The sequence below is a fragment of the Capnocytophaga sp. oral taxon 335 str. F0486 genome (assembly GCF_000277665.1).
Lineage (GTDB): Bacteria > Bacteroidota > Bacteroidia > Flavobacteriales > Flavobacteriaceae > Capnocytophaga > Capnocytophaga ochracea.
The window spans coordinates 178,926-200,023 of record NZ_AKFR01000015.1 but is presented as its reverse complement, the minus strand read 5'-3'; the positions used below and the strand labels follow the sequence as shown (position 1 = coordinate 200,023).

At 39.8% G+C, this 21,098-nt stretch carries 16 protein-coding genes; 10 read left to right on the top strand and 6 right to left on the bottom strand.

What is annotated here, in order from left to right:
- The first annotated feature begins 64 nt into the window (after positions 1 to 64).
- From HMPREF1320_RS03525 to HMPREF1320_RS03480, 10 genes are all read left to right on the top strand, one after another.
- Positions 65 to 2,278, top strand: coding sequence for a S9 family peptidase (locus HMPREF1320_RS03525; RefSeq protein WP_009751565.1), 2,214 nt, complete (start codon positions 65 to 67; stop codon positions 2,276 to 2,278).
- A gap of 115 nt (positions 2,279 to 2,393) precedes the next feature.
- Entirely contained in the window at positions 2,394 to 3,797 is a 1,404-nt protein-coding gene (locus tag HMPREF1320_RS03520; protein ID WP_009417397.1) for a peptide MFS transporter, read from the top strand.
- Positions 3,798 to 4,270: 473 nt separating this feature from the next.
- Complete coding sequence (locus tag HMPREF1320_RS03515; RefSeq protein WP_009417401.1) at positions 4,271 to 5,818, top strand: hypothetical protein; 1,548 nt, start codon at positions 4,271 to 4,273, stop codon at positions 5,816 to 5,818.
- Between the two features lie 12 nt (positions 5,819 to 5,830).
- The gene (locus HMPREF1320_RS03510; RefSeq protein ID WP_009751574.1) at positions 5,831 to 6,415 is read left to right on the top strand and encodes a hypothetical protein; all 585 of its coding nucleotides are present in this window, start codon (positions 5,831 to 5,833) and stop codon (positions 6,413 to 6,415) included.
- Positions 6,416 to 6,432: 17 nt separating this feature from the next.
- Positions 6,433 to 7,086, top strand: coding sequence for a hypothetical protein (locus HMPREF1320_RS03505; RefSeq protein ID WP_009751531.1), 654 nt, complete (start codon positions 6,433 to 6,435; stop codon positions 7,084 to 7,086).
- Positions 7,087 to 7,174: 88 nt separating this feature from the next.
- A complete protein-coding gene (locus HMPREF1320_RS03500) occupies positions 7,175 to 7,642 on the top strand; it encodes an IPExxxVDY family protein (RefSeq protein ID WP_009417391.1) in 468 nt (155 codons plus the stop codon).
- Complete coding sequence (gene pyk / locus HMPREF1320_RS03495; protein WP_009751549.1) at positions 7,636 to 9,102, top strand: pyruvate kinase; 1,467 nt, start codon at positions 7,636 to 7,638, stop codon at positions 9,100 to 9,102. The genes HMPREF1320_RS03500 and pyk overlap by 7 nt, the downstream gene beginning before the upstream one ends.
- Positions 9,103 to 9,365: 263 nt before the next feature.
- Positions 9,366 to 10,358 carry a gliding motility protein GldB gene (locus HMPREF1320_RS03490; RefSeq protein WP_009751493.1) on the top strand — a complete coding sequence of 331 codons (993 nt, stop codon included), beginning with the start codon at positions 9,366 to 9,368 and terminating at the stop codon, positions 10,356 to 10,358.
- Between the two features lie 92 nt (positions 10,359 to 10,450).
- A complete protein-coding gene (locus HMPREF1320_RS03485; RefSeq protein WP_034553993.1) occupies positions 10,451 to 11,914 on the top strand; it encodes a bifunctional ADP-dependent NAD(P)H-hydrate dehydratase/NAD(P)H-hydrate epimerase in 1,464 nt (487 codons plus the stop codon).
- A gap of 56 nt (positions 11,915 to 11,970) precedes the next feature.
- Positions 11,971 to 12,402, top strand: a complete 432-nt coding sequence (locus HMPREF1320_RS03480) for a hypothetical protein (RefSeq protein ID WP_009751583.1) — start codon at positions 11,971 to 11,973, stop codon at positions 12,400 to 12,402.
- Positions 12,403 to 12,950: 548 nt separating this feature from the next.
- Here the strand turns inward: HMPREF1320_RS03480 and HMPREF1320_RS03475 are convergent.
- The 6 genes from HMPREF1320_RS03475 to HMPREF1320_RS03455 form a co-directional block, all read right to left on the bottom strand.
- Positions 12,951 to 13,565 (bottom strand): outer membrane beta-barrel protein, encoded by a 615-nt coding sequence (locus HMPREF1320_RS03475; protein WP_009751495.1) that lies wholly within the window; start codon positions 13,563 to 13,565, stop codon positions 12,951 to 12,953.
- Positions 13,566 to 13,576: 11 nt separating this feature from the next.
- Complete coding sequence (locus tag HMPREF1320_RS11500; protein WP_009417405.1) at positions 13,577 to 13,717, bottom strand: hypothetical protein; 141 nt, start codon at positions 13,715 to 13,717, stop codon at positions 13,577 to 13,579.
- Positions 13,718 to 13,824: 107 nt separating this feature from the next.
- Positions 13,825 to 15,156, bottom strand: coding sequence for a DUF4302 domain-containing protein (locus tag HMPREF1320_RS03470; protein ID WP_009417392.1), 1,332 nt, complete (start codon positions 15,154 to 15,156; stop codon positions 13,825 to 13,827).
- 14 nt (positions 15,157 to 15,170) lie between these two features.
- Positions 15,171 to 16,010 (bottom strand): putative zinc-binding metallopeptidase, encoded by an 840-nt coding sequence (locus HMPREF1320_RS03465; protein WP_009751510.1) that lies wholly within the window; start codon positions 16,008 to 16,010, stop codon positions 15,171 to 15,173.
- A 41-nt stretch (positions 16,011 to 16,051) separates the two neighbouring features.
- Complete coding sequence (locus HMPREF1320_RS03460; protein ID WP_009421594.1) at positions 16,052 to 17,533, bottom strand: RagB/SusD family nutrient uptake outer membrane protein; 1,482 nt, start codon at positions 17,531 to 17,533, stop codon at positions 16,052 to 16,054.
- A gap of 14 nt (positions 17,534 to 17,547) precedes the next feature.
- The gene (locus HMPREF1320_RS03455) at positions 17,548 to 20,892 is read right to left on the bottom strand and encodes a SusC/RagA family TonB-linked outer membrane protein (RefSeq protein WP_009751536.1); all 3,345 of its coding nucleotides are present in this window, start codon (positions 20,890 to 20,892) and stop codon (positions 17,548 to 17,550) included.
- Positions 20,893 to 21,098: the final 206 nt, after the last annotated feature.

Here is a 21,098-nt window from a genome sequence, read left to right as displayed (position 1 = left end):
TTGACCGCGAAATTAATAATCAATGGTTAGAGGTTAATGATAAATGACAAAAGACTAATTAGAAATGGCGAATTATGAATTACAAAAGGTGGCTGTATTTAGACGCAATAGAGTGCACCAATACTTACATACCCAGCTTTTGTTGGCTTTATTTCTTAGCTTTTACTTGTTATCTGCACAGTCTATTTCTTTAGAGAATATCTGGACGCAACACGCTTTTTACCCCGAACGTATGTACAACTTGAAGGCACTGAAGAAAACCCCACAATATACAGTGCTCGAATATAACCGTGACAAACACATTCAGGAAATTAACCTTTACGACTTTGCGACGCTCAGCAAAGTACAAACACTCTTTGAAACTAATGAAAGGGTGAACAGGATTGAGAGCTATGAGTTTTCTCCCGATGAGAAAAAGCTCCTTATTGCCACTCGCAAAGAGGATATCTACCGACATTCGTTTATAGCCGATTATTTTCTGTACGACCTCGCCTCTGGCGACCTTAAAAAAGTGAGCGACAAGCGCATACAAGTCCCCACTTTTTCACCTAATGGTAAGCAATTGGCTTTTGTATACGAAAACAACTTGTATTTATACGACCTCACGACGGGTGTGGAAACCCAAATCACTACCGACGGACAGAAGAACGCTATCATTAACGGTACTGCTGATTGGGTGTACGAAGAAGAGTTTGGGATTGTGCGATTGTTTGCTTGGAATGCCGATGGTACACAATTAGCATTTATACGTTCGGATGAGCGCAAAGTTCCCGAATTTTCAATGGATATCTACGGTTACGACCTCTATCCTACGCCTTATACTTTCAAATATCCCAAAGCAGGGGAAGCTAATTCGGCGGTGAGTTTGCATATCTATACTGTGGCTGATAAATCGGTGGCTGAAATACCCTTGAAAGCCTATTATATCCCGCGTTTGCAATGGACAAACGACCCTCATAAGCTGACGGTACAAACTCTCAATCGCCACCAAAACGATTGGCAACTCTTGCAAGTGAATAGCCAGACGAAGGCAACGACTTCCTTAGTGAAGGAAACCAGCGCGACTTATGTAAGCATTAACAAGGAGATACTATTTTTACCCGATAATAGTTTTATTTACCAATCGGAGAAAGATGGGAATAACCATTTTTACTACTGCAATGCCAAAGGGAAATTAGTACGCCAGCTCACGCGTGGTAACTGGGAAGTAACCGATTGTTATGGTTATGATCCTAAAACCCAACAGTTGTTCTACCAATCTACCCAAATAGGTTCTACCCGCCGAGGACTCTATGCAGTGAGCCTCAAAGGCAAAACCCCTCGCGCACTTTCTACTGAGGCAGGCACGAACAAAGGCACCTTTAGCGGGGATTTCACTATGTATATCCACGCTTTTGCGAATGCCTCTACACCTCCGCGTTATACGCTGAACGACACCAAAAGCGGCAAACAACTCAAAGAAATCATTACCAATACCGAATATACCCAGCGACTCAAAGCCTACAATTTGCCCGAAAAAGAGTTTATGGAACTGAAAACTGCTAAGGGTACTTTCAACGCTTATATGCTCAAACCTAAGGATTTTGACCCTAAAAAGCAATACCCCCTCTTGATGTACCAATACTCAGGACCAGGTTCACAAGAAGTAGCTGACCAATGGTGGGATATGAACGACTTTTGGCACGCAATGCTCACCCAAAAAGGTTATATAGTTCTATGTGTAGACGGCAGAGGCACAGGTTATAAAGGAGCAGATTTTAAGAAATGCACCTATCAGCAACTAGGGAAATACGAAGTTGAAGACCAAGCAGAAGTCGCTCAGCTCGTAGGGACTTATCCTTATATAGATAAGAACAGAATAGGCATTTGGGGTTGGAGTTTCGGTGGTTTTATGTCGTCTAACTGTTTGTTTCAAAAAGGTGATATATTCAAGATGGCGATAGCAGTAGCCCCTGTTACCAATTGGCGTTTTTACGACACTATTTACACCGAGCGTTTTATGCGCACCCCCCAAGAGAACGCAAAAGGTTACGACGAAAATTCACCGTTGTTTCACGCTGCCAAACTCAAAGGTAAATACCTGCTCATTCACGGTAGTGCCGACGACAATGTACACGTGCAAAACGCAATGGTGCTCATCAATACCTTGGTGAGTTTGCAAAAAGATTTTGATTGGTTAATTTACCCCGATAAGAATCACGGTATTTACGACAACACAGGTAGCACACGCTATCAGTTATATACAAAAATGACGAATTTTATCATAGAAAATTTATAAACAAAGCCCCCGTCCCCCCGAAGGGGGACAATCTGTAAAAGAAAAACTTTACTGGATTAAAAATATTTAATGTAGAATTTTAATTTATAAACAAACTTTTTAATTTATTAAATAAATGGATACAAACGTAGAAAATGCGAAAAAGAAGCACCCTAAGGGGCTTTATTTGGTGTTCCTAACAGGTATGTGGGAGCGTTTCAGTTACTATGGAATGCGTGGTATTTTGATGTTATACCTCACCAAGACGTGGCTTGAAGGCGGTTTGGCTTTCGATAAAGCTACAGCGAGTCTTATCTATGGCTTTGCCACAGGGCTTACCTATTTCACTCCACTGATTGGTGGTTGGATAGCCGATAACTTTTTAGGACAACGCAGGGCAGTATTGTTAGGGGGACTCATAATGTTCTTCGGTGAGTTTGCGTTGTTCTCTATAAACACTCACTTTGGCTTATATTTAGGGCTATTTTTGTTGATTATAGGTAACGGGTTCTTCAAACCGAACATTTCAGCCTTAGTAGGAGGACTCTATGAATCAGGTGATAAACGTTTAGACTCGGCTTTCTCGATTTTCTATATGGGTATTAACTTAGGGGCTTTCTTAGCACCACTCATTACTGGATTCCTTACTGATAACATCTTTGCTACTCACGGTGTAGATGCACAAGGAAAAGAAATAATCCTTTCTTACGGTTATAGATATGGATTCTTGGCAGCTGCTATCGGTATGCTTATAGGAGAGTTGATATTTATTTTCTTTGCACAGAAATACTTAGGCGACCTTGGATTGCAACCAAAAGGTGGTAAGAAAAAAATACAAGAACTTTCGGAAGCCGAAGTGCAAAAACCACTTACCAAAGAAGAAAAAGAGCGTATTGCTGTTATCTTTATCTATTTCTTCTTTGCAATCTTCTTTTTTGCAGGATTTGAGCAAGCGGGCTCTTCGCTTACCCTTTATACCGATAACTATATCAACAGGACGGTGATGGGCTTTGAAATTCCTACTGCTTGGTTCCAATCAGTAAACCCATTGTTCATTGTATTATTAGCACCGGTATTTGCATCGTTTTGGGGTACTAAAATGGGACAACGTCTCACTACTCCGTTTAAAATGGGAATGGGAATGATACTCTTAGGGGTAGGGTTCTTCTTTATGCTTGGCGCTGTTTATGAGCGCGGTGGCTCCATAGGGGTAGACCCTAAAGATATAGCAGTGAAAGCCAGCTTAGCTTGGTTGGTGCTTACTTACCTTACACATACCATTGGTGAGTTGTGTTTATCACCCGTAGGACTTTCTACGGTTACAAAACTTTCACCTCCGCGTTTAGCAGGACTTATGATGGGTGTTTGGATGATGGCTGCTTTCTTCGCCAATGCAGCAGGAGGAGTGATTGCTTCTTACGTAGAGAAACTTGGGGCAAGCGTAGTATTTGCTGCGGTTTCAGGATTTGTAATCCTCTGCGGTTTAGGAATGATACTCCTTAACAAGAAACTTCAAGCGATGATGCACGGAGTAAAATAGTGTGAGCGTGTGAGCCACACAGGCGCGTACGAACCGTATAAGTTATATAATAAAGGCTGTCCTATTTTAGGACAGCCTTTTTTGTTGTATATATTCGGAGTATCGGACGATTCGGACTTGTCGGACGGAGGTAAGACGAGATTCGTGGCTTTATTAGGGAGAGCTGAGGAAATAGAAAGGTATCGGAAAAGAACGGAAGAAGGGAGGGAGGAATTTTGATAAAAAAAGGCTATGAGGAGGGTGGGGTTAGCTTATAGAGAGCTTATAGGAAGCTTATACGAATCTTGGACGATTGGTATAGAAAGGGTATATAAGTGGTTGGTAGTGAATAGTTAAAGGAGAAGGGTTAGGAGGTGATAAACGAGAAGAAAAACGAAGATAAAACAAAGGGCGGTGAGATGTGTCCTGAAAATTGTTTTTTGGTATTGTGTGTTCTTTTTGTATTTTTGCACCGAAATAAAAGAAGATGTTATATGAAAAGAATTTTTTTAAGTACAATTTTGCTGTCATTTATCATTATTGGCTGTAAGAAAGATAATGACACATTTGTAGAAGACCAAAAAAACGAAGAGCCACAACAAACTCTTGTAACCGATGGGGTAGTTGGAGGACGTTACCAGTTTTCTTCTTCTGAGAGTTTATCTAAAATGATGGGAGAATTGAGAAATGATGAAGAGCTTTTAGAAAAAAAGATGAAAGAACTTTATTTAAAAGGATTTCGTCCTAAATATCCTATTGGGGATATAGAAAATGACCCTGAACTCATAAAACTTTATGAAGGAAAACCAGATACGGTTGATGATGAAACAGAAGAGGAGAAAGAGGAAGAAAATATGATTTCAGACCCTCTTTTGGCTTCTTTTATTGATGAAAATAATGAAATAGTTGTAAAAGACACTTTATACAAGTTTACTACAAGAGGAGTTTTTTCTTCTCATCTAAAGGATTCTCTTAAACTTAAAAACTATCTAAAAGACCGTCAACCTCAACTTTCAGCTGAGGAATTATTAAAACTTCGGGAAACTGCTTCTGGAAAACAGCAAGTAGCAGACGGGGTATACAGATTTATAGCTCCTATCTCTGAATTAGAGAGAAACAATATTAAAGAAGAGCAAAAGAGAATAGTGAACTTAACGCCTGCTAATGAATTACAACCTATTATTGATGGATTGCCTATAACAAGAGGAGGTAGAAATTGGTTTCTTCACAGAATATTTGGAGAAAGTAGAGTCGCAACAGAGCATTTTGACAGAAGACATCGTGTGAAAATAGAATTTTTTAATCAAAATTACGGATTTTATAAGTCAGTAGGTATTTCAGTAAGAAATCAAACACGTCGCTTTAGGATATGGTGGGCATCAAAGGCTAATGAAGTAGTTTTAGGAATTAATTATATTTATATGACATACAAAATGCCTACAGCCCCTCTTAAAGAGTTACAAGCGGCTAAGGATGAAAATGAGTTTATTATACTTGCTTACAAAGGAGATTTTTACTTTCACGCACAAAATAATTATTTAAAATCAACTTTTAAAGTAGAGGAAGCAAAACTTCCTTTTATAAAATATAATAATGAAAAATTACTTACAATTTATATTCCAAGTGTTGCTGGGTATAAAATAGACTATGAAAAAGAGCTTTTTGTATCAGATTTATTGTCACAAAAAAACATTGCAACACTCTATAAAATGGGTTTTGATTTTCTGAGAAATATAGGTTCAAAAGATAAAGAGTTTGCTGTGGTTAGAACTCCTCAGTTTGAAGATGAAATAGAAGCAATGTATTTTGCAGAACGTTACCAAGGTGAGAATACAAATAAGAAAAAAATACATCTAAGCACTGACTATGGATTTCTTCTTACCTTTACAAGTTCTGTTGACAAGAAGGGAGGTAAATGGTATAACAATTTTGGAGTAAAACCTCCCGAATTAAGAGAATATAAGACTGTAAAATATGACTTTTACGGTATGGCAAGAGTAGGAGGTACTTGGAGAGGTGTGAGAATGGTTTATGAAAAATAAAAAGAGATTATTATGAGAAAAATAGTTTATATAATATTTTTTTTAGTACTTCCATATTTAGTAAAAGGACAAAATCTTGAAGACAAACGTTGGTTTTCACAAGCTGAGGTAAACCTTACGGTACCCAATAAAGATAAATCTATTTATTCTTTTAATACAAAGACAGCAAATATAAAAGGAAATGAAGATATTGTATTAAAAACAAAAGTAATATATTCCACGGATTTTTCTATGAATTATTTACTCTTTGAGAGATTTAGCATAGGAGCATTAACAGGGATAAATCATTTCAGAAATCCTATTGCTACAGCTTTAAAATTAGGAGGTGTCATACGATATGAGCTTATTGAAGACTCTTTTGGGTATATCTTTGCTCAGTTTTCTGGTTTTTTTCCTTTACATAACGTAAAAATTTCAACAGGAGAGGCAAAGATAGGATTGAGTATACCTCTTCTTGTTGAAGAATCATACAGTGTCGGGGTTATTCTACACGCTTCTTATACAAGTTTTACCCCTGCTAAACCCTTATTTGCTGATGAAACACCGGACTTAGTAGAGTATCGCGGAGTCGGTTTTGGCTTTGGGATACGGTTTTAAAACTTAATAATTATAGAATGAAAAAAATACTTTATATAATACCTTTTTTTGCTGTGGGATTGGCTACGGCACAGGAAAATACGGAAAGCACATCGGTTATAGGAAATGTAAGCACGGAAACTATAACGCAAGTAGTGCCTGAGAAAGAAAGTAGGTGGTTTTACCAAGGGGAATTAAGTTTTACTTTTCCTCGAAATGGTGGCGCAAAATACTCTTATAGCTGGTTAAACTCTCGTACGAATTTGTATGAAGGCGACGAGGCATTACTAACTGAGAAGCCTATTATCTCAAGTGATTTTACAGTAAATTACCGCTTGTTTAGGATATTGAGTGTAGGAGCGGTAGGCGGTTTTACACATTTTCAAAACCCTGTAGCCTCAGGATTAAAATTGGGTAGTGTACTCCGTTTGAACCCTGTAAAGAATTATCAGGGAAATGTTTTTGTACAAGTAGCTGGCTTTTTGCCTTTGAGCACCCTAGTAAAACCATCGATGGGGGAAGTGAAGGTAGGGCTGTCCATTCCGTTTTTAGTGAGAAACAAGTATAGTATGTTTTTATCGGCTTATACTTCTTACACGAGTTTTGATGTAGCAGAACCTCTCCTTTGGAGTGAAACTCCTGAGATGATGGAGTATAGAGGGATAGGGTTTAGCTTTGGAGTGCGGTTTTGATAGTAGAAGAAGCAATCGTGTTAAAATTATCAATGGTTAATTGCTAATTGTGAATTGTTTTGTATCTTTGCACCCGAAATGAGTGGTTATGGCAAAACTGAAGCTATCGACAGAGTTTTTTTGCGATTATAAACTTATCGCTCTTCACACCCATTTGGAAGACTATCAGCTGGCGTATTTCTTAAATAAAACGCTACATTTGCAGTTGGCTAAGACAAAAGGAAAGGCTTGTTTGACGATGCCTTCGGGAGGACAGTTTTCCTATTATACTTGGGAGGACACCTCTGCGGATATTATTTGGCATTGTATAGCTAACAAACTGCAAGACACACAAGCTCCTACGGCTGTGGTTACCCTTTTTGAAGAACTGCCACAGCTGCAATATTTGGTTGAGAACGAAAAGAAGGTGGATTACTTTTTGAAGATAGATACTGAAGGGCGGCTGGATATACCGAAAATTTTAAATCGGCTTCGTGAAGTGCCTGCCACTACCGCACGAGAAATAGCAATTGATACCCTAGATAAAAAATATAAATTGATTTTTCAAGAATGTTAAATACAAAGAAAACAAAGATTGTAGCGACCTTAGGTCCAGCGACCGAGAGTCCTGAGGTGATAAGAGATATGATGGTTGCGGGGGTAAATGTATTCCGCATCAACTTCTCGCACGCCGATTACGATGATGTGCGCAACCGCGTGCAAATGATTCGCCAAATCAACGAAGAAAACGGCTTTCATACCGCTATCCTCGCTGACCTACAAGGTCCTAAATTGCGTGTGGGGGTAATGGAAGACGACGCTACGGTATACCCTGGTGACCGAGTTACTTTCGTTACCGGAGAGCCCTTCGTAGGAACTAAAGAGCGCGTATATATGAACTACAAAGAGTTCCCTACCGATGTGAACCCCGGAGAACGCATTTTGTTAGACGATGGGAAACTTATCTTTGAAGTAGAATCCACCAACCGCGAAGACGAGGTAATAGCAGTAGTAGTACAAGGCGGTCCGCTGAAATCTAAAAAGGGCGTGAATTTGCCTAACACCAAAATATCACTCCCTGCGCTTACCGAAAAAGACGTGCGTGATGCTCTTTTTGCTATCACACAAGACGTAGACTGGTTTGCGCTCTCGTTTGTGCGTCACCCTGAAGATATTCAGGATTTAAAAGACCTCATCGAAGAAAATGCTGGACACCGCATTCCTATCATCGCTAAGATAGAAAAGCCAGAAGCCTTGGTGAATATCGATAAGATTATGGCGGCTTGCGACGGTATAATGGTGGCTCGTGGAGACCTTGGGGTAGAAATCCCAGCGGAAGAAGTGCCTCTTATCCAAAAGGAATTGGTGCGCAAGGCTAAATCACACCACATTCCGGTAATCATCGCTACCCAAATGATGGAAAGTATGATTTCCAGTTTGACACCTACCCGTGCTGAGGTAAACGACGTAGGAAACTCGGTAATGGACGGTGCTGATGCGGTAATGCTTTCAGGCGAAACTTCGGTAGGAAAATATCCTGTACAGGTAATCCAACAAATGACTCGCATCATCAAGAGTGTAGAGGATTCGAATTTGATACAAGTACCACTTGTTACACCTTTTATCCGTTCGTTGCGCTATGTAACTAACACTATCTGTTTTCACGCAGCCAAGATGGCGAACGACACCAATGCTAAAGTGATTACTTCACTTACAAACAGTGGGTATGCTGCTTTCCGCATTTCGTCGTACCGACCTAATTCGCACATTCTCATCTTTACTGCCAACAAGCGTATCCTCACCCAGTTGAACCTTTTGTGGGGGGTAACTACTTTCTACTACGACCGCTTTGTCTCTACTGATGAGCTTATTGAAGACATTAACCACATTGCCAACGAAAAAGGCTACGTGGATATGGGTGATATAATGATAAGTCTCGTGTCGATGCCAATGCAAGGCAAGGGAATGGTAAACACTTTGCGCGTATCGGAAATCGACTCGTGTGCGGTGAATTTTGAGAAGAAAAAGAAGAAATAATTTTAGAGGATTAATATTTGTGAAAGGTCGTTTGGCAAGGTGCTGAACGACTTTTCTTATTATTGGTTGCAGTACGACAGGCGATTACTTGGGCGAGCCGGACTGGTTATACGAGGTTGAAGGCTGACGACTAATTGTTAAATTGATAAATTTGCTTTATCTTTGCACCCAAAGAGGAATAGATACCCAGTTTTTGGAGTGGAATAATTAGCTAAATTGGACAATAATCTAAGAGCTAAAACTAACGACTAATAACAAATACTATGATAAAGAAAATATTCATTTTTACGAGTCTGCTATTAGCAATGGCTTGTAGCGACAAAAAAGAGAAAGAAATAGCAGCGATTCCGATGGACTTTGGTTGGATACGTCTTGATTCGCTCTTTATGAAAACTCCTGATGCAAAAATGGGTGAGTTATGTGCACAGTATCCTTATTTTTTCACTCAGAGCGTTACCCCCGAAGAGTGGTGTGAGATACGCAAGGGTTCTATCTTCCCTGATATTCCTGCTTTTGCGAATCTGCATTATGCCGATTTGTACGGAGAAATTGAAAAGAGTGTAGGTACACTTTCTGCTGAGAAGAAAGAGATTAAGAACTTGTTTCAGCATATTAAGTACTATTTCCCCAAGTTTGAGCCACCTAAAGTAGTGATGCTCATCAGTAGGGTAGCTTATGAAACCCGAGTGATTTATGCCGATAGTCTCTTACTTATCGGTACAGATAATTACTTAGGAACTCAACACAAATACTACCAAGATATGGATAAGTACATCAGGGCTGATTTAGACAAGAAAAACCTTGTGATAGATGTAGCTGATGCTTTTGCCGATAAACTCGTACCTCGTGGCATACACCTCACTTTCTTGGACAATATGATTTACGAGGGCAAAAAGCTCTATCTAGAAAGTGAGCTATTACCCAAAAAAACACCCGCTGACCTTTTGCGGTATGATGCGAAGAAGTACGCTTGGGCTGAGGCAAACGAAGCTGAGATATGGCGTTATTTTATAGAAAAAGAATTGCTGTATCAAACAGATAAGAAACTGCTCACCCGCTTTTTGTATCCAGCCCCCTTCTCCAAGTTTTACTTAGAATTAGATAATGAATCACCAGGACAAATAGGTAGATTTATAGGACTACGCATAGTACAAGCCTATGCTAAAAATCATAAAGAGGAATCTATGTTGAAAATTTTGGCAATGAAACCCGATGAGCTCTTTAAGCAATCACTCTATAAACCTGATAAGAATTAAAAGCGAGTTACGCACGCAATTTAATTTAGAAATTAGCAGATTAGTAGATGAGCAAATGTTTTGATTAGCTAACATTTTTTTACTTTGGAGAAATGAAAATTCTAAACACACAACAAATGCGCGAAGCTGATGCGCATACTATCTCTGCTGAAGGTATCACCTCGTGGCAACTGATGGAGCGCGCCACAACCAAACTCTTTGAGTGGATAAAAGAACACCTCCCCAAAGAGCGAACTGTTACCGTATTGGCAGGTACAGGGAACAACGGAGGAGATGGTCTTGCTTTGGCGCGTATGCTCATAGCTGATGGTTGGCAAGTGAATATTTATCTGCTTTGCTTTAGCGAACACCTATCGCCCGATTGCCAGCAGAATAAAGAGCTCTTAGAAGCACAAGGAATTGCGATTACCGAAATACGAGCCGAACAAGTAAATAATATTACGTTTGGTAAGATAGTGATAGATGCTGTTTTTGGCATTGGACTCAACCGTCCAGCTCCTAAATGGGTACAACAAATATTTCGGAATTTAAACGACTCTAACAGCTATATATTAAGTGTAGATATGCCCTCGGGTCTGCCTACCGAACGCATTCCGTCTTCCGAGGAGGTTTGGGTACACCCTCACCAAGTGCTCACTTTTCAAGCCCCGAAATTGCCTTTCTTCCTTCCTTCCACAGGTTGTTATATCCGTAAGTGGGAAGTGCTCAACATAGGTTTGGACGAGCATTTTTTAAAGACTCTTCACCCCGATTTCTACTATCTAGAATCCGATATACAGCAATTACAACGACGACGTGCCAAATTTTCGCACAAGGGTACTTATGGGCACGCGTTGCTCGTAGGGGGAAGCTATGGTAAAATAGGGGCGGTAGTGCTTAGCGGGACAGCCGTATTGCGTGCAGGGGCAGGTCTGCTTACCGTTGCTATTCCCCAATGTGGTTATAACATACTGCAAACTGCCCTACCCGAGGCGATGGTACTCACCTGCGAGGAAGAAAAATACTATAAGCCAGCAGAGATTCCTTTTACGCCCTCTGCCATAGGCGTGGGTATCGGTTGGGGTACGCATCCCGAAACCGCCTCAGCACTCTTTGGTCTTTTTCAACAATACCCTGATATTCCTTTTGTAATAGACGCCGATGCACTGAATATCCTCGCTCAACATCCTGAACAATTAATAAACCTTCCAAAAGATGCAATTCTCACACCACACCCCAAGGAATTAGAGCGTCTTATAGGTAAGTGGGACGACGACTTGCACAAGCTCACTAAAGCCAAAGCCTTTGCCAAAGAGCACAAAGTAATACTTCTTATCAAAGGAGCCTATACGATGATAACCGATGGAGAAAAGTATTGGATAAATTCCACTGGAAATGCAGGAATGGCAACGGCAGGTAGTGGCGATGTGCTTACCGGAATGCTTACGGGCTTACGGGCTCAGGGTTATAGTGCGGTGGAAACTGCTTGCTTAGGTGTTTTTTTACACGGTTTACAAGGTGACCGTGCAGCAAAAAAAATAGGTATGGAACGCCTTATTGCACGCGACCTTTTATAGTCTTGGCACGGTTTTTGTCTATATGTTAGCAGGTTATCATTAAAAAGTGACAAATAATGAAAAGACTTATCCTAAGTATGGCAGTAATAGCAACGTTCCTCGCCAGTTGTGGCAACAGCAAAAATGCTGTGAGTTACACTCCCGCTGAGAACTATTTTGTCAATAATAGTTTCCAAAATACAAAAGTAGAAACTTTAAAAATCGACTCACAAGCTGATTTTGACCGTATCTTTGGAGGTGCTACTACTATCACGGCTCGCCCTACCGCTATTGATTTCAGCAAACAGAGCGTTTTAGCTATCGTAGCCCCTGCCAGCAATAAGGAAGTAAAAATAGTGGTAAAAGCCTTAGAAACCACTCTTACAGGTGGTATTTTGGTGAAATATACCATAGATGAAGGTAAAGATTTAGGCTATACTGCCCAATCTTCTGAAATACTCATCGTAAACAAAACCGATAAAGAAGTAGAGTTTAGAGAAGTATTTTAAACCATAGAAAAATCCCATCGCTATTATTTTATATAACAATAGGGGAGACAGTTTACGTAAACTGTCTCCCCTCTCTTTTTGATTAACATCAGTCGGGTATAATCAAATGCTATTTCCTCTTTTATATCGCCATACTCCCCTCTTTACGACCCTATAGCTCGCACCTCCGAGTTTCTCAGAGTCTCTCCGAGACCTTCAGTAATCCGTCTATCCTTTCTCTTATTTTCGCCTCGAAACCTCGTTTTTATCATTTTTAGCGTTGTTATATTACGGTATAAATCAATTACTTATATACCCTTTCTATACCAATCGTCCAAGATTCGTATAAGCTTCCTATAAGCTCTCTATAAGCTAAGTGTACCCAATTTACCTCTTATCTTTTACCTCTTACCTGAACTCTCCCTTCCGAACCTTTCCGTTTCCTTTCGAAAACCCTAACCAGTCCTATTTGTTCGACAAGTCAGACCTATCAAAAAACCTTTTTATCACTACCCATTTGCTAATTTTCTCCTGCCCGTGTGGCTCGCACCTGTGAGAACTGACGTTTTTCAGAATATATAAGTGTAACCAACATTAATAGTAGCTTGATGGCGAGTTACATAGTTTCCTTTTTGCCAAAAAGAGCCTCCGTATTCTCCATAAATAGAGAGTATGGTTTTATCGGTAGCGTAGATTTCTATCCCAGCGAGGAGGTGAAGAGAGAGGTTGAGAGTACCTCCTGTGGAGCTTTGGTAGTTTACGTCTTGGGTTTTAAACTGATGCCATATAGGAGCGTTGAACTGTAATCCCCCACCTGTAAGGAGATAAACATTGTTATTTACAGGAGTAAGCACTTCTAATCTCACAGGTACTTCAAGGGTGGCTACCCTTAGCAGGGAGTATTCTTTTTCACTCTCTTTAAAGTTTCCTTGTGAAAAATGAGATACTCCTAATCCTGTTTCCAAACGGAAGTTTCTTTCGGGATAATAGTGTATTTGTAAATGACCGTGTTCAAAAATCCCGAAGGTTTGAAAATCGTTGCTTACCATTTCGGCAAAACCTATACCGGCAGAGGGTATGAATGACCATTTCGCATACGGAATACTATCTTTAGCGCTTCCTTTTTCTTGGCTAAAAGCACTAACAGTAGCGCATAAAAGCAGGGATAATAATAACTTTTTCATTTGTATTTTGTTTAGGTGTTAGTACTGTTTTTTATTTTCCAAATAGATAGCACAATAAGCAGTAATAGGGCAGTAATACCTATTACTGAGGGCTCATAGAAAATATGAGTAATGAGCAGGAGTACAGCTATTATAAGGATAAATTTGTACATTTAGGTCAGAGTTTTAGAGGTTAAATAACTTTGCCAAAGTGTGAAACTTTGGCAAAGTGTGGTGATGCAAAAATAATCTTGAAACTTTTTATACAGTTTATTTATTTTTATCTCATTTGTGCATAATAAGGAGTATTATTCTCTGGTGTATTAGCACTTTGTAAAGTATAAGCAGGATTGTTATAACGTCCAATTCTTCTTGAAAGTTTTGTCACATAAAAACCATCAGCAGAAATATCAGTAAAATAATCAAGAGCTGTTTCAGCCTTTTGTAGAATAGCACTATTAGCAGGATCTTGCCAAACAGCATCCTTAGGGCGATTTACTCTATTTTTTAAATATAAACGCTTATTTCTTAATTCATAGTCATAGAGAACTGCAATGTAGTTCTCTGTTCCATTAAAGTCATATCCTAAGCTAACCGTACATTTTCCTCTATTAAATACTAATTGAATTCTCGTAAAATCACTATTATCACTTGCTTTTAGGACATTTTCATAGAAAGGAGTACTTGTAATATTTGTATATTTTTTCATTTCATCTGTAAGTAAGATGAATGCTACTATTTTTGTATTAACATCTTTATAATCATCTGTAACAAATACATCAGGAGGTGTTAATGAAAAATATACTTCTGCCGTTACCCCGTCTACGGTGGCTTTATAGGTAGGAGGGGTGGTACTATCATCACGGGTTAGTTCAGTAAACTTCTTGCCTTGTATAGTAAGGGCAGGTTTAAAGGCTACTCCTGTTTTAGTAGCCATTGTCGAAGCTAATGAGGGTGTATTAGAGTTGAGAGGTGCTACCCCTATAAGCCCGTTTTGCATACCAATTTCATAATCAGTACTAGTGCCATTAGCAGTTACTTTCATATAATAATTAGACATATTCTCAACCAAGGTACTGAGATTACTTGAAAGCGTAGTAATGTCTGTCCAATCTTGTGCTGTAGCGGGTTCGAAATATACAAACTGCTCAGTAGATTTGCGCTGGGTTTTGAATTTAAGTTTGTTCCCCTCTTTACCATAATAAATAAATTCGAATTCCCCTGCATACCCTTTACCTCGTATTCCTTGCATTGCATCTGCTAATTCGTGAATATAATTTTTAGTGGTGAAAGCAAGCATAGTACCTTGTCCCTCTTGTATTTCATATTTACTGGTGGTAGGAGAGATTGTACTACTATTGAAATCGGATACCATTGTTACAAGACCTTCGGGGGTAAACTTCATCAAAAAATGGTAGCCACCAAATACGCCTTCTTTAGTAAAATAGGTAAGTTTCCAGCCTTGCTGAGCAGTAGTAAGTTCTTTACGCAATTCGGCTTGACTTTCTTCAAAACGTTCCGAAGGGTTCTTGTCGAACAAGCTATCGGGTTCGTTCTTTTGGCAAGCAACCAGTGTTGCCAATACTATTAGTGTGAATATTATCTTTTTCATCGTTCATCAGGTTTTTATTGTAATACAGAAAGCATTTGTTCTTCTACTTTGGCTTGTAGTGCGTAAAAGTCTATATTCCATTCGCTTTTAAAATAGGCTACTACAAATTCTTCTTTCTTGCGAATAGCTTCTTTAGCCTTGGTATCTGTAATAGCCTCTACTTTAGCATCCCAAGCAGTTTTGCTCATCCCAAGCATTGTAGAGGTCATTTCGGCAAAGTCTTCTACATCATTGGCTCTAGCATAATTGGTAATAAAGCCCAACTCGTTAGCTTCATCATTTCTATAGTTTGCCCAAACGGAGGTATAGTTGGGGGTTATTTTGCCAAACTCAGTAGAATAGGGTTTTTTCTGGTTGATGATATGGCAATATTCGTGCTGAATGGTATGAAAATACTGGCGAGTGCCAACGTGATTGGTAAGGTCGAGCTGGTCGACATTAAAAAGAGTAATTTTCATACCACTATCAGCAAAACCAAGAGTAATCGTACCGTTTTCATTAACGTTATAACCTCCTACCAATGAAATTTGTCTTGGAGCCACTTCTTTTATAAAGTTAGCTCCTGCTATTTCGGAATAGCTATCTATCCAAACCTTTTTAACTACTTCAAGCATAGGTTTTATTTTACTTTCGGTAGGGGGATATAGAAACTTGTTAAACTCGAAATCGGAATCTTTCCAGTTGTAAGTAACTATAATGTTATAAGGTTTTTGGAAATTGTTGTATATATAAGTATCCAATTCAGTTTGAGCTGTTACTTTGGTTTTAAGCACACTTTTATCACTAAGTGTCTCTTTTCTGTTGCAAGCCACTAACAAGAGAGTGAACATTGCTATAAAGTATATCTTTTTCATACAATTGTCAATTGTTAAATTATTAATTGATACTTGTTTTTTTATCTTGGATTAGGAGTAATACCAGCAGCCAAGGCGTCTTCGGGTATTTGCAACTCACGACGCAAATCGCCTTTGTTGAGTTCTAAGGTTTGGTTTCCCTTTTGGTGAATTACTTTTAAACCAAAGCGTTTGATATCAAACCAGCGCAATCCTTCGAAAACAAATTCTATACGGCGCAAATCGAGCAGACATTGCAACATTTGGCGCTGAGGAGTGGTAAGTGTATAAGCAGGAGAGAGCTCAGTACCTTTTCCGTTGTATTTGGTATTAAGAGCTGTTTCGGTAATGTTACTTACATCGAGTGTTTCCCCTGTTTTAAAAGGTAAATACACTTTTAGGTCTTCGATAAACTTAGCTGTTTGCCCTGTCATTACATAGGCTTCCATACGGTTAAGCAGGGCTTCGTCATAAAGCAAGAGAGTAGCCATTCCGTAGGGGTAACCTGTACCTGCTGAAACGTTGTCTACTTTAAAATATTCTTGATATTTAGGAATATTCTGTACATTCTCATTACCTCCTTGGAAATCATATGCCCAAGGCATATTAAGTGGGTGTAAGCTTCTTTGCGACAAATAGACAGATAAAGTAGCCGTCATCCCGTATTTATTACGACTAAGGTTTCTTTGATATTTGGAAGAGGCTCCTGTAATCAAAGCGTTGGAAGGCTCACTGGTACTACTGTATTGCGCCTGACGTTGCAAAGTGGTAAGGGTATTTATCTTGTTTATATCGCGTACTTTGGCAGCAGGATTACTACCAAGAGCTTCATTGGCGTGTGCAATAACTTTAGCCCATTCTCCTTTTACTAAGTAGAAACGAGTAGCAAAAATATGAGCAGCTTCTTTGGTAAAGTGGAATTTGGGCTTGCTATACGAGGTATTATCGATAAGAGGTAAGCCCTCTTCGAGGTCTTTTTCGATAGCCTTATAGTATTCTTCTACCGACAAGCGTGTGTACTTAGCAAATACTACTTTCTCGGCAGCGGTTACATAAGGTAATCCTAAATCGGAAGAGGCGGTAGCAGGGTTGTAGGGCTTACACCACAACAGCCCCAACATAAAATGGGCGTAAGCGCGTGCTACGAGTGCTTCTCCTTTGAGGTAATTAAGAGAGGAACCTCCACCTAGTTTTTCTACGGCTTCTAAGGCGTGGTTAGCAGAGGCTATGGCACCCCAAGCTGCCTTCCAATAGAAAGTAGGAGCATCCCATCGGGTTTCTTTGCTATCTTTCCACTGGTAGAGTTCTGTGTTTAAGATAGAAGTTTCGGTAAGACTTATTTTATCACCTGCATTATCACTCATTGTTTCGGCAATATCCATATACAAAGCATCAGGATAGGCACTTACCAAGAGTTCTTGTACTTTTTCGGGAGTATCGATTTCGGTACGAGTATCAGGGACTTCGTCTAAGAATTTATCACAAGAAGCGAATAGTAATCCTATGGCTACTATTCTTGTGGTGGTATATAGTATATTTTTCATCGGTGTATTCATTTTTAGATTCCTAAATTGATAGTAAATGTATATTGAGCACTTACAGGATAGGCAACCCCACCAGTGCGGAAGAACTCGGGGTCTTGCCCGTTGAGGTCTTTATGGGCATAAATCAAGAACGGATTGGTGGCTTGTAAGCGCAAGGTAAGATTGTTTACGTGCAAGGCATCTAATACGTCTTTGGCAAAAGTATAAGAAAGACTCATACTTTTCATACGAATGAAAGAGCCATCTACTACACGGGCAGTAGAATGGTTGTAGGCATTGTACACGCGACGCAAAGTATCTTCTCCCACCTCATTCAGAGTGAATTTAGAAGGAATAGAAGGGATATTAGTTATCTTTTCGTCACCTGTTCTTACCCATCGGTTTTTCATTTCCTTAGGGAATACACTGAGGTCGTTGTAATCTACAGTATATTGGTCTGCTTTGCGTATTTTGTTACCAGCTGAAGCCGTAATCAAAAAGCTAAATTCCCAATTTTTATATTTGAAAGTATTGGAGAGCCCAGCGGTGAGATTAGGTTCTACCGCTCCTTCTTTTTTGAGATAAGAAAGGATATCTTGACGGTTTTGGAAATCAATATCTGCATAATCGGTACTGCCATTGCGCAAGTTAAACACGGGGAGACCTTTATCATTTAACCCTCTGAAATCATAAGAATACAAAGTGTTGCGGGCACCTCCTACTACATTTCCTCCTACTTCGCGCACTAAGTTAAATACATTAGGTTTGTATAGAAGGCTTGTAATTTCTTGGTTGAAATAAGCGAAATTGATACCTGTATTCCAGCTAAAATCGTCGGTTTTGATATTTTTGGTATCCAAAGCGAGTTCAATCCCTTTTGTTACCATTGTGGCATTGTTGGCTAATTTGGTAATTTCACCACCAATACCTGAGGTGCGAACATAGTCAATTAGGTCTTTAGAGTTCTTTTGATAAAGGTCTAATGACAAATTGATACGGTTTTTAAACAAGCCTAACTCTATTCCTAAGTTGCTCTCGTAGACTTTTTCCCAAGTGAGTTCACTATTTTGTAGGGACTTAATAGCAATCATACTTTCTCTATCGGCAGAGTTATAACGATTGGCAATACTATTTTCGAAGATAGCTAAAGCGTTGCTGGCAGCTCCTAAACCAGCGATAAGTCCGTAGCTAAGACGAAAAGCAAGGTTAGAGATAGTGTTATTATCTTCGAGGAATTTCTCGTTGGAAGCGTTCCAACGAGCACTCGCATTCCAAGTAGGTAACCAGCGAGCAGAGCGACTACGCCCTAATTGGTTAGAACCTTCATAGTTCAGTGTACCAGCAAAAACATAGCGGTTATCATAGGTATAGGTACCTTGCAAGAAGAAAGCTATACCACGCTCTTTGGTGTATGATTTGCCAAAATAAGGGGTATTTTCTTGTATCGCTTTTTGAATAATGCGATAATCGGTAAAGGCGGTTCCTCCACGTGCAAACTGATAGCCATATCCGTTGAAGAAAGAGTTATCGCGGTCGGTATGGCGATACTCTTGCCCTAAGAATACTTTTAGGTCGTGTACGTCTTTAAACAAGCGTTTGTACTCTAAGGCATTGCGGAAGTAATAACTTTGCAAGTTGTTTTCAGTGCGTTTGTATATACCTCCATTAGGCAATGCTACTTGAGGAAGGGCATCAGGGTCGGCAGGATCAGTAAATAAGAAAGGATTGGCTTTGGTTACAACAGTAGTCTGATTGGCGCGGTAAGCCCCTGCTACGTTAGAATCTTCTCTCATAGAGTGCTCGTTTGAACTCTTTACGTGGCGTACAGAGCCAAGGAAATTATACTTCAATCCTTTGGCGAGTTTTACTTCTAAGTCGCCTTGAATTTTATACTCAAGCACATTCAAATCCATATAGTTATTGGCGAGCTCGTGCAAGATATTCATAGGAGCATAGTTATAACGGTAAAACTCGTACTTACCATCATCGCCATAAGGGCGCAAAGCACGAGTGGTGTTGAGCGCATAGCTAAAAGGGTTGATATCAAAATCACGTTCATAACTTCCTGTTACGGCATTAGCAGCACGGCTATAAGTACCAGGAGCTTTTTGGGTACGGATAGAGCCTTGTGTAAGCACTCCTATCTTTACGCTAGGTGAAAGCGTATAGGTGGTTTTGAGGTTACCGGTTACGCGGTGTACACGGTCGGCAATTGTCCAACCGGGGTCTACAAAGAAACCTACTGAACCATACACCGTTGCATTTTCACCCCCACCTGAAAGGCTCACCGTATGATTTTGAGTGAGCGACGGACGGAAGAGCGTTTTAAACCAATCGGTATTGGCGTATTCATATTTGCGCAAGAAAGCAACCCGTGCTGCATCGGTATTTTCGAGTAAGAAAGTGCCTGTAGCGGGATTAAAGGTATCGATAGCACGATACATTATATTGTAAGCCCCACCGTAACGCGCTTGGGTATGAGAAGAAAGCGAGAAGTAGCCTTTGCGTTCCAACTCTTGATATACGTCCATTGTTTCTTGAGAGTTCATAATGTCGTACTGATTATAGTTAGGAATCATACGCACGGACTCTTCTAATTGGTAGTTTATCTGTGTTTTTACGTTTTTCTTACCACTTTTGGTAGTGATAATCACGGCACCGTTTAGAGCACGTGCTCCATAGAGAGAAAGAGCTGAGGCGTCTTTGAGGATTTCGATACTCTCAATATCGTTCGCATTGATACCAGAGATAGCCGAACTCACCAAAGTAGAAGCATCACCCGAAGCGAGTTGCTCGAAGGTTAGCGGTACTACCTCTTCTTGTACAGCACCATCGACCACCCATAGGGGTTTGGTATCGCCGAAGATAGATGAGCCCCCGCGAATGGTAATTTTAGGTGAAGTACCAAAAGTACCAGAGATGTTCTGCACGTTTACCCCTGCGGCACGACCTTCGATCATACGACCTACATCGACTACGCCGTCCATTTTGATATTGTCGGCTTTGAGGGTTTGAGCATTACCTGTAAATTTAGAACGGTCGAACTCTTGGTAACCAGTAACGACTACCCCTTTAAGTTCAGTTACGTTCTCTTTAAGGACAACGTTAATCACTTTGGCAGTACCTACTACTTTCTCTACTGAGGCACTCCCCAGCTGAGAAAAGACTAATACGGCGCTGTCATTGGGTACTTTAATGGAGTATTTGCCATCGAAATCGGTGGCGACCCCGTGAGAAGTACCTTTTACCAGTACTGAGGCACCGGGTAGTGGAGTGCCTGCTTCATCTTTTACTACCCCTGTTACGGTGCGTTCTTGGGCAAAGGCAACACCAAAGAACAGCACAGTGCATAACAGTGCATACATCAATTTTTCTTTCATCGCTATTATATTATTTCGTTCAATTAATTTTGCAAAGGTTCAGAAAAAAAAATTATAAAAGCAAATTTTATGGGTAATTTTTTTCTATGTTAAATAACCAAATGTGTATAATTTCCTAATACTATTTTTTGAATAAAACAAGTGCATTTCTTGAAAATACCCTATTTTTTTTCATCATTTTGCCGAATTCTTTGCAATATTTTCAG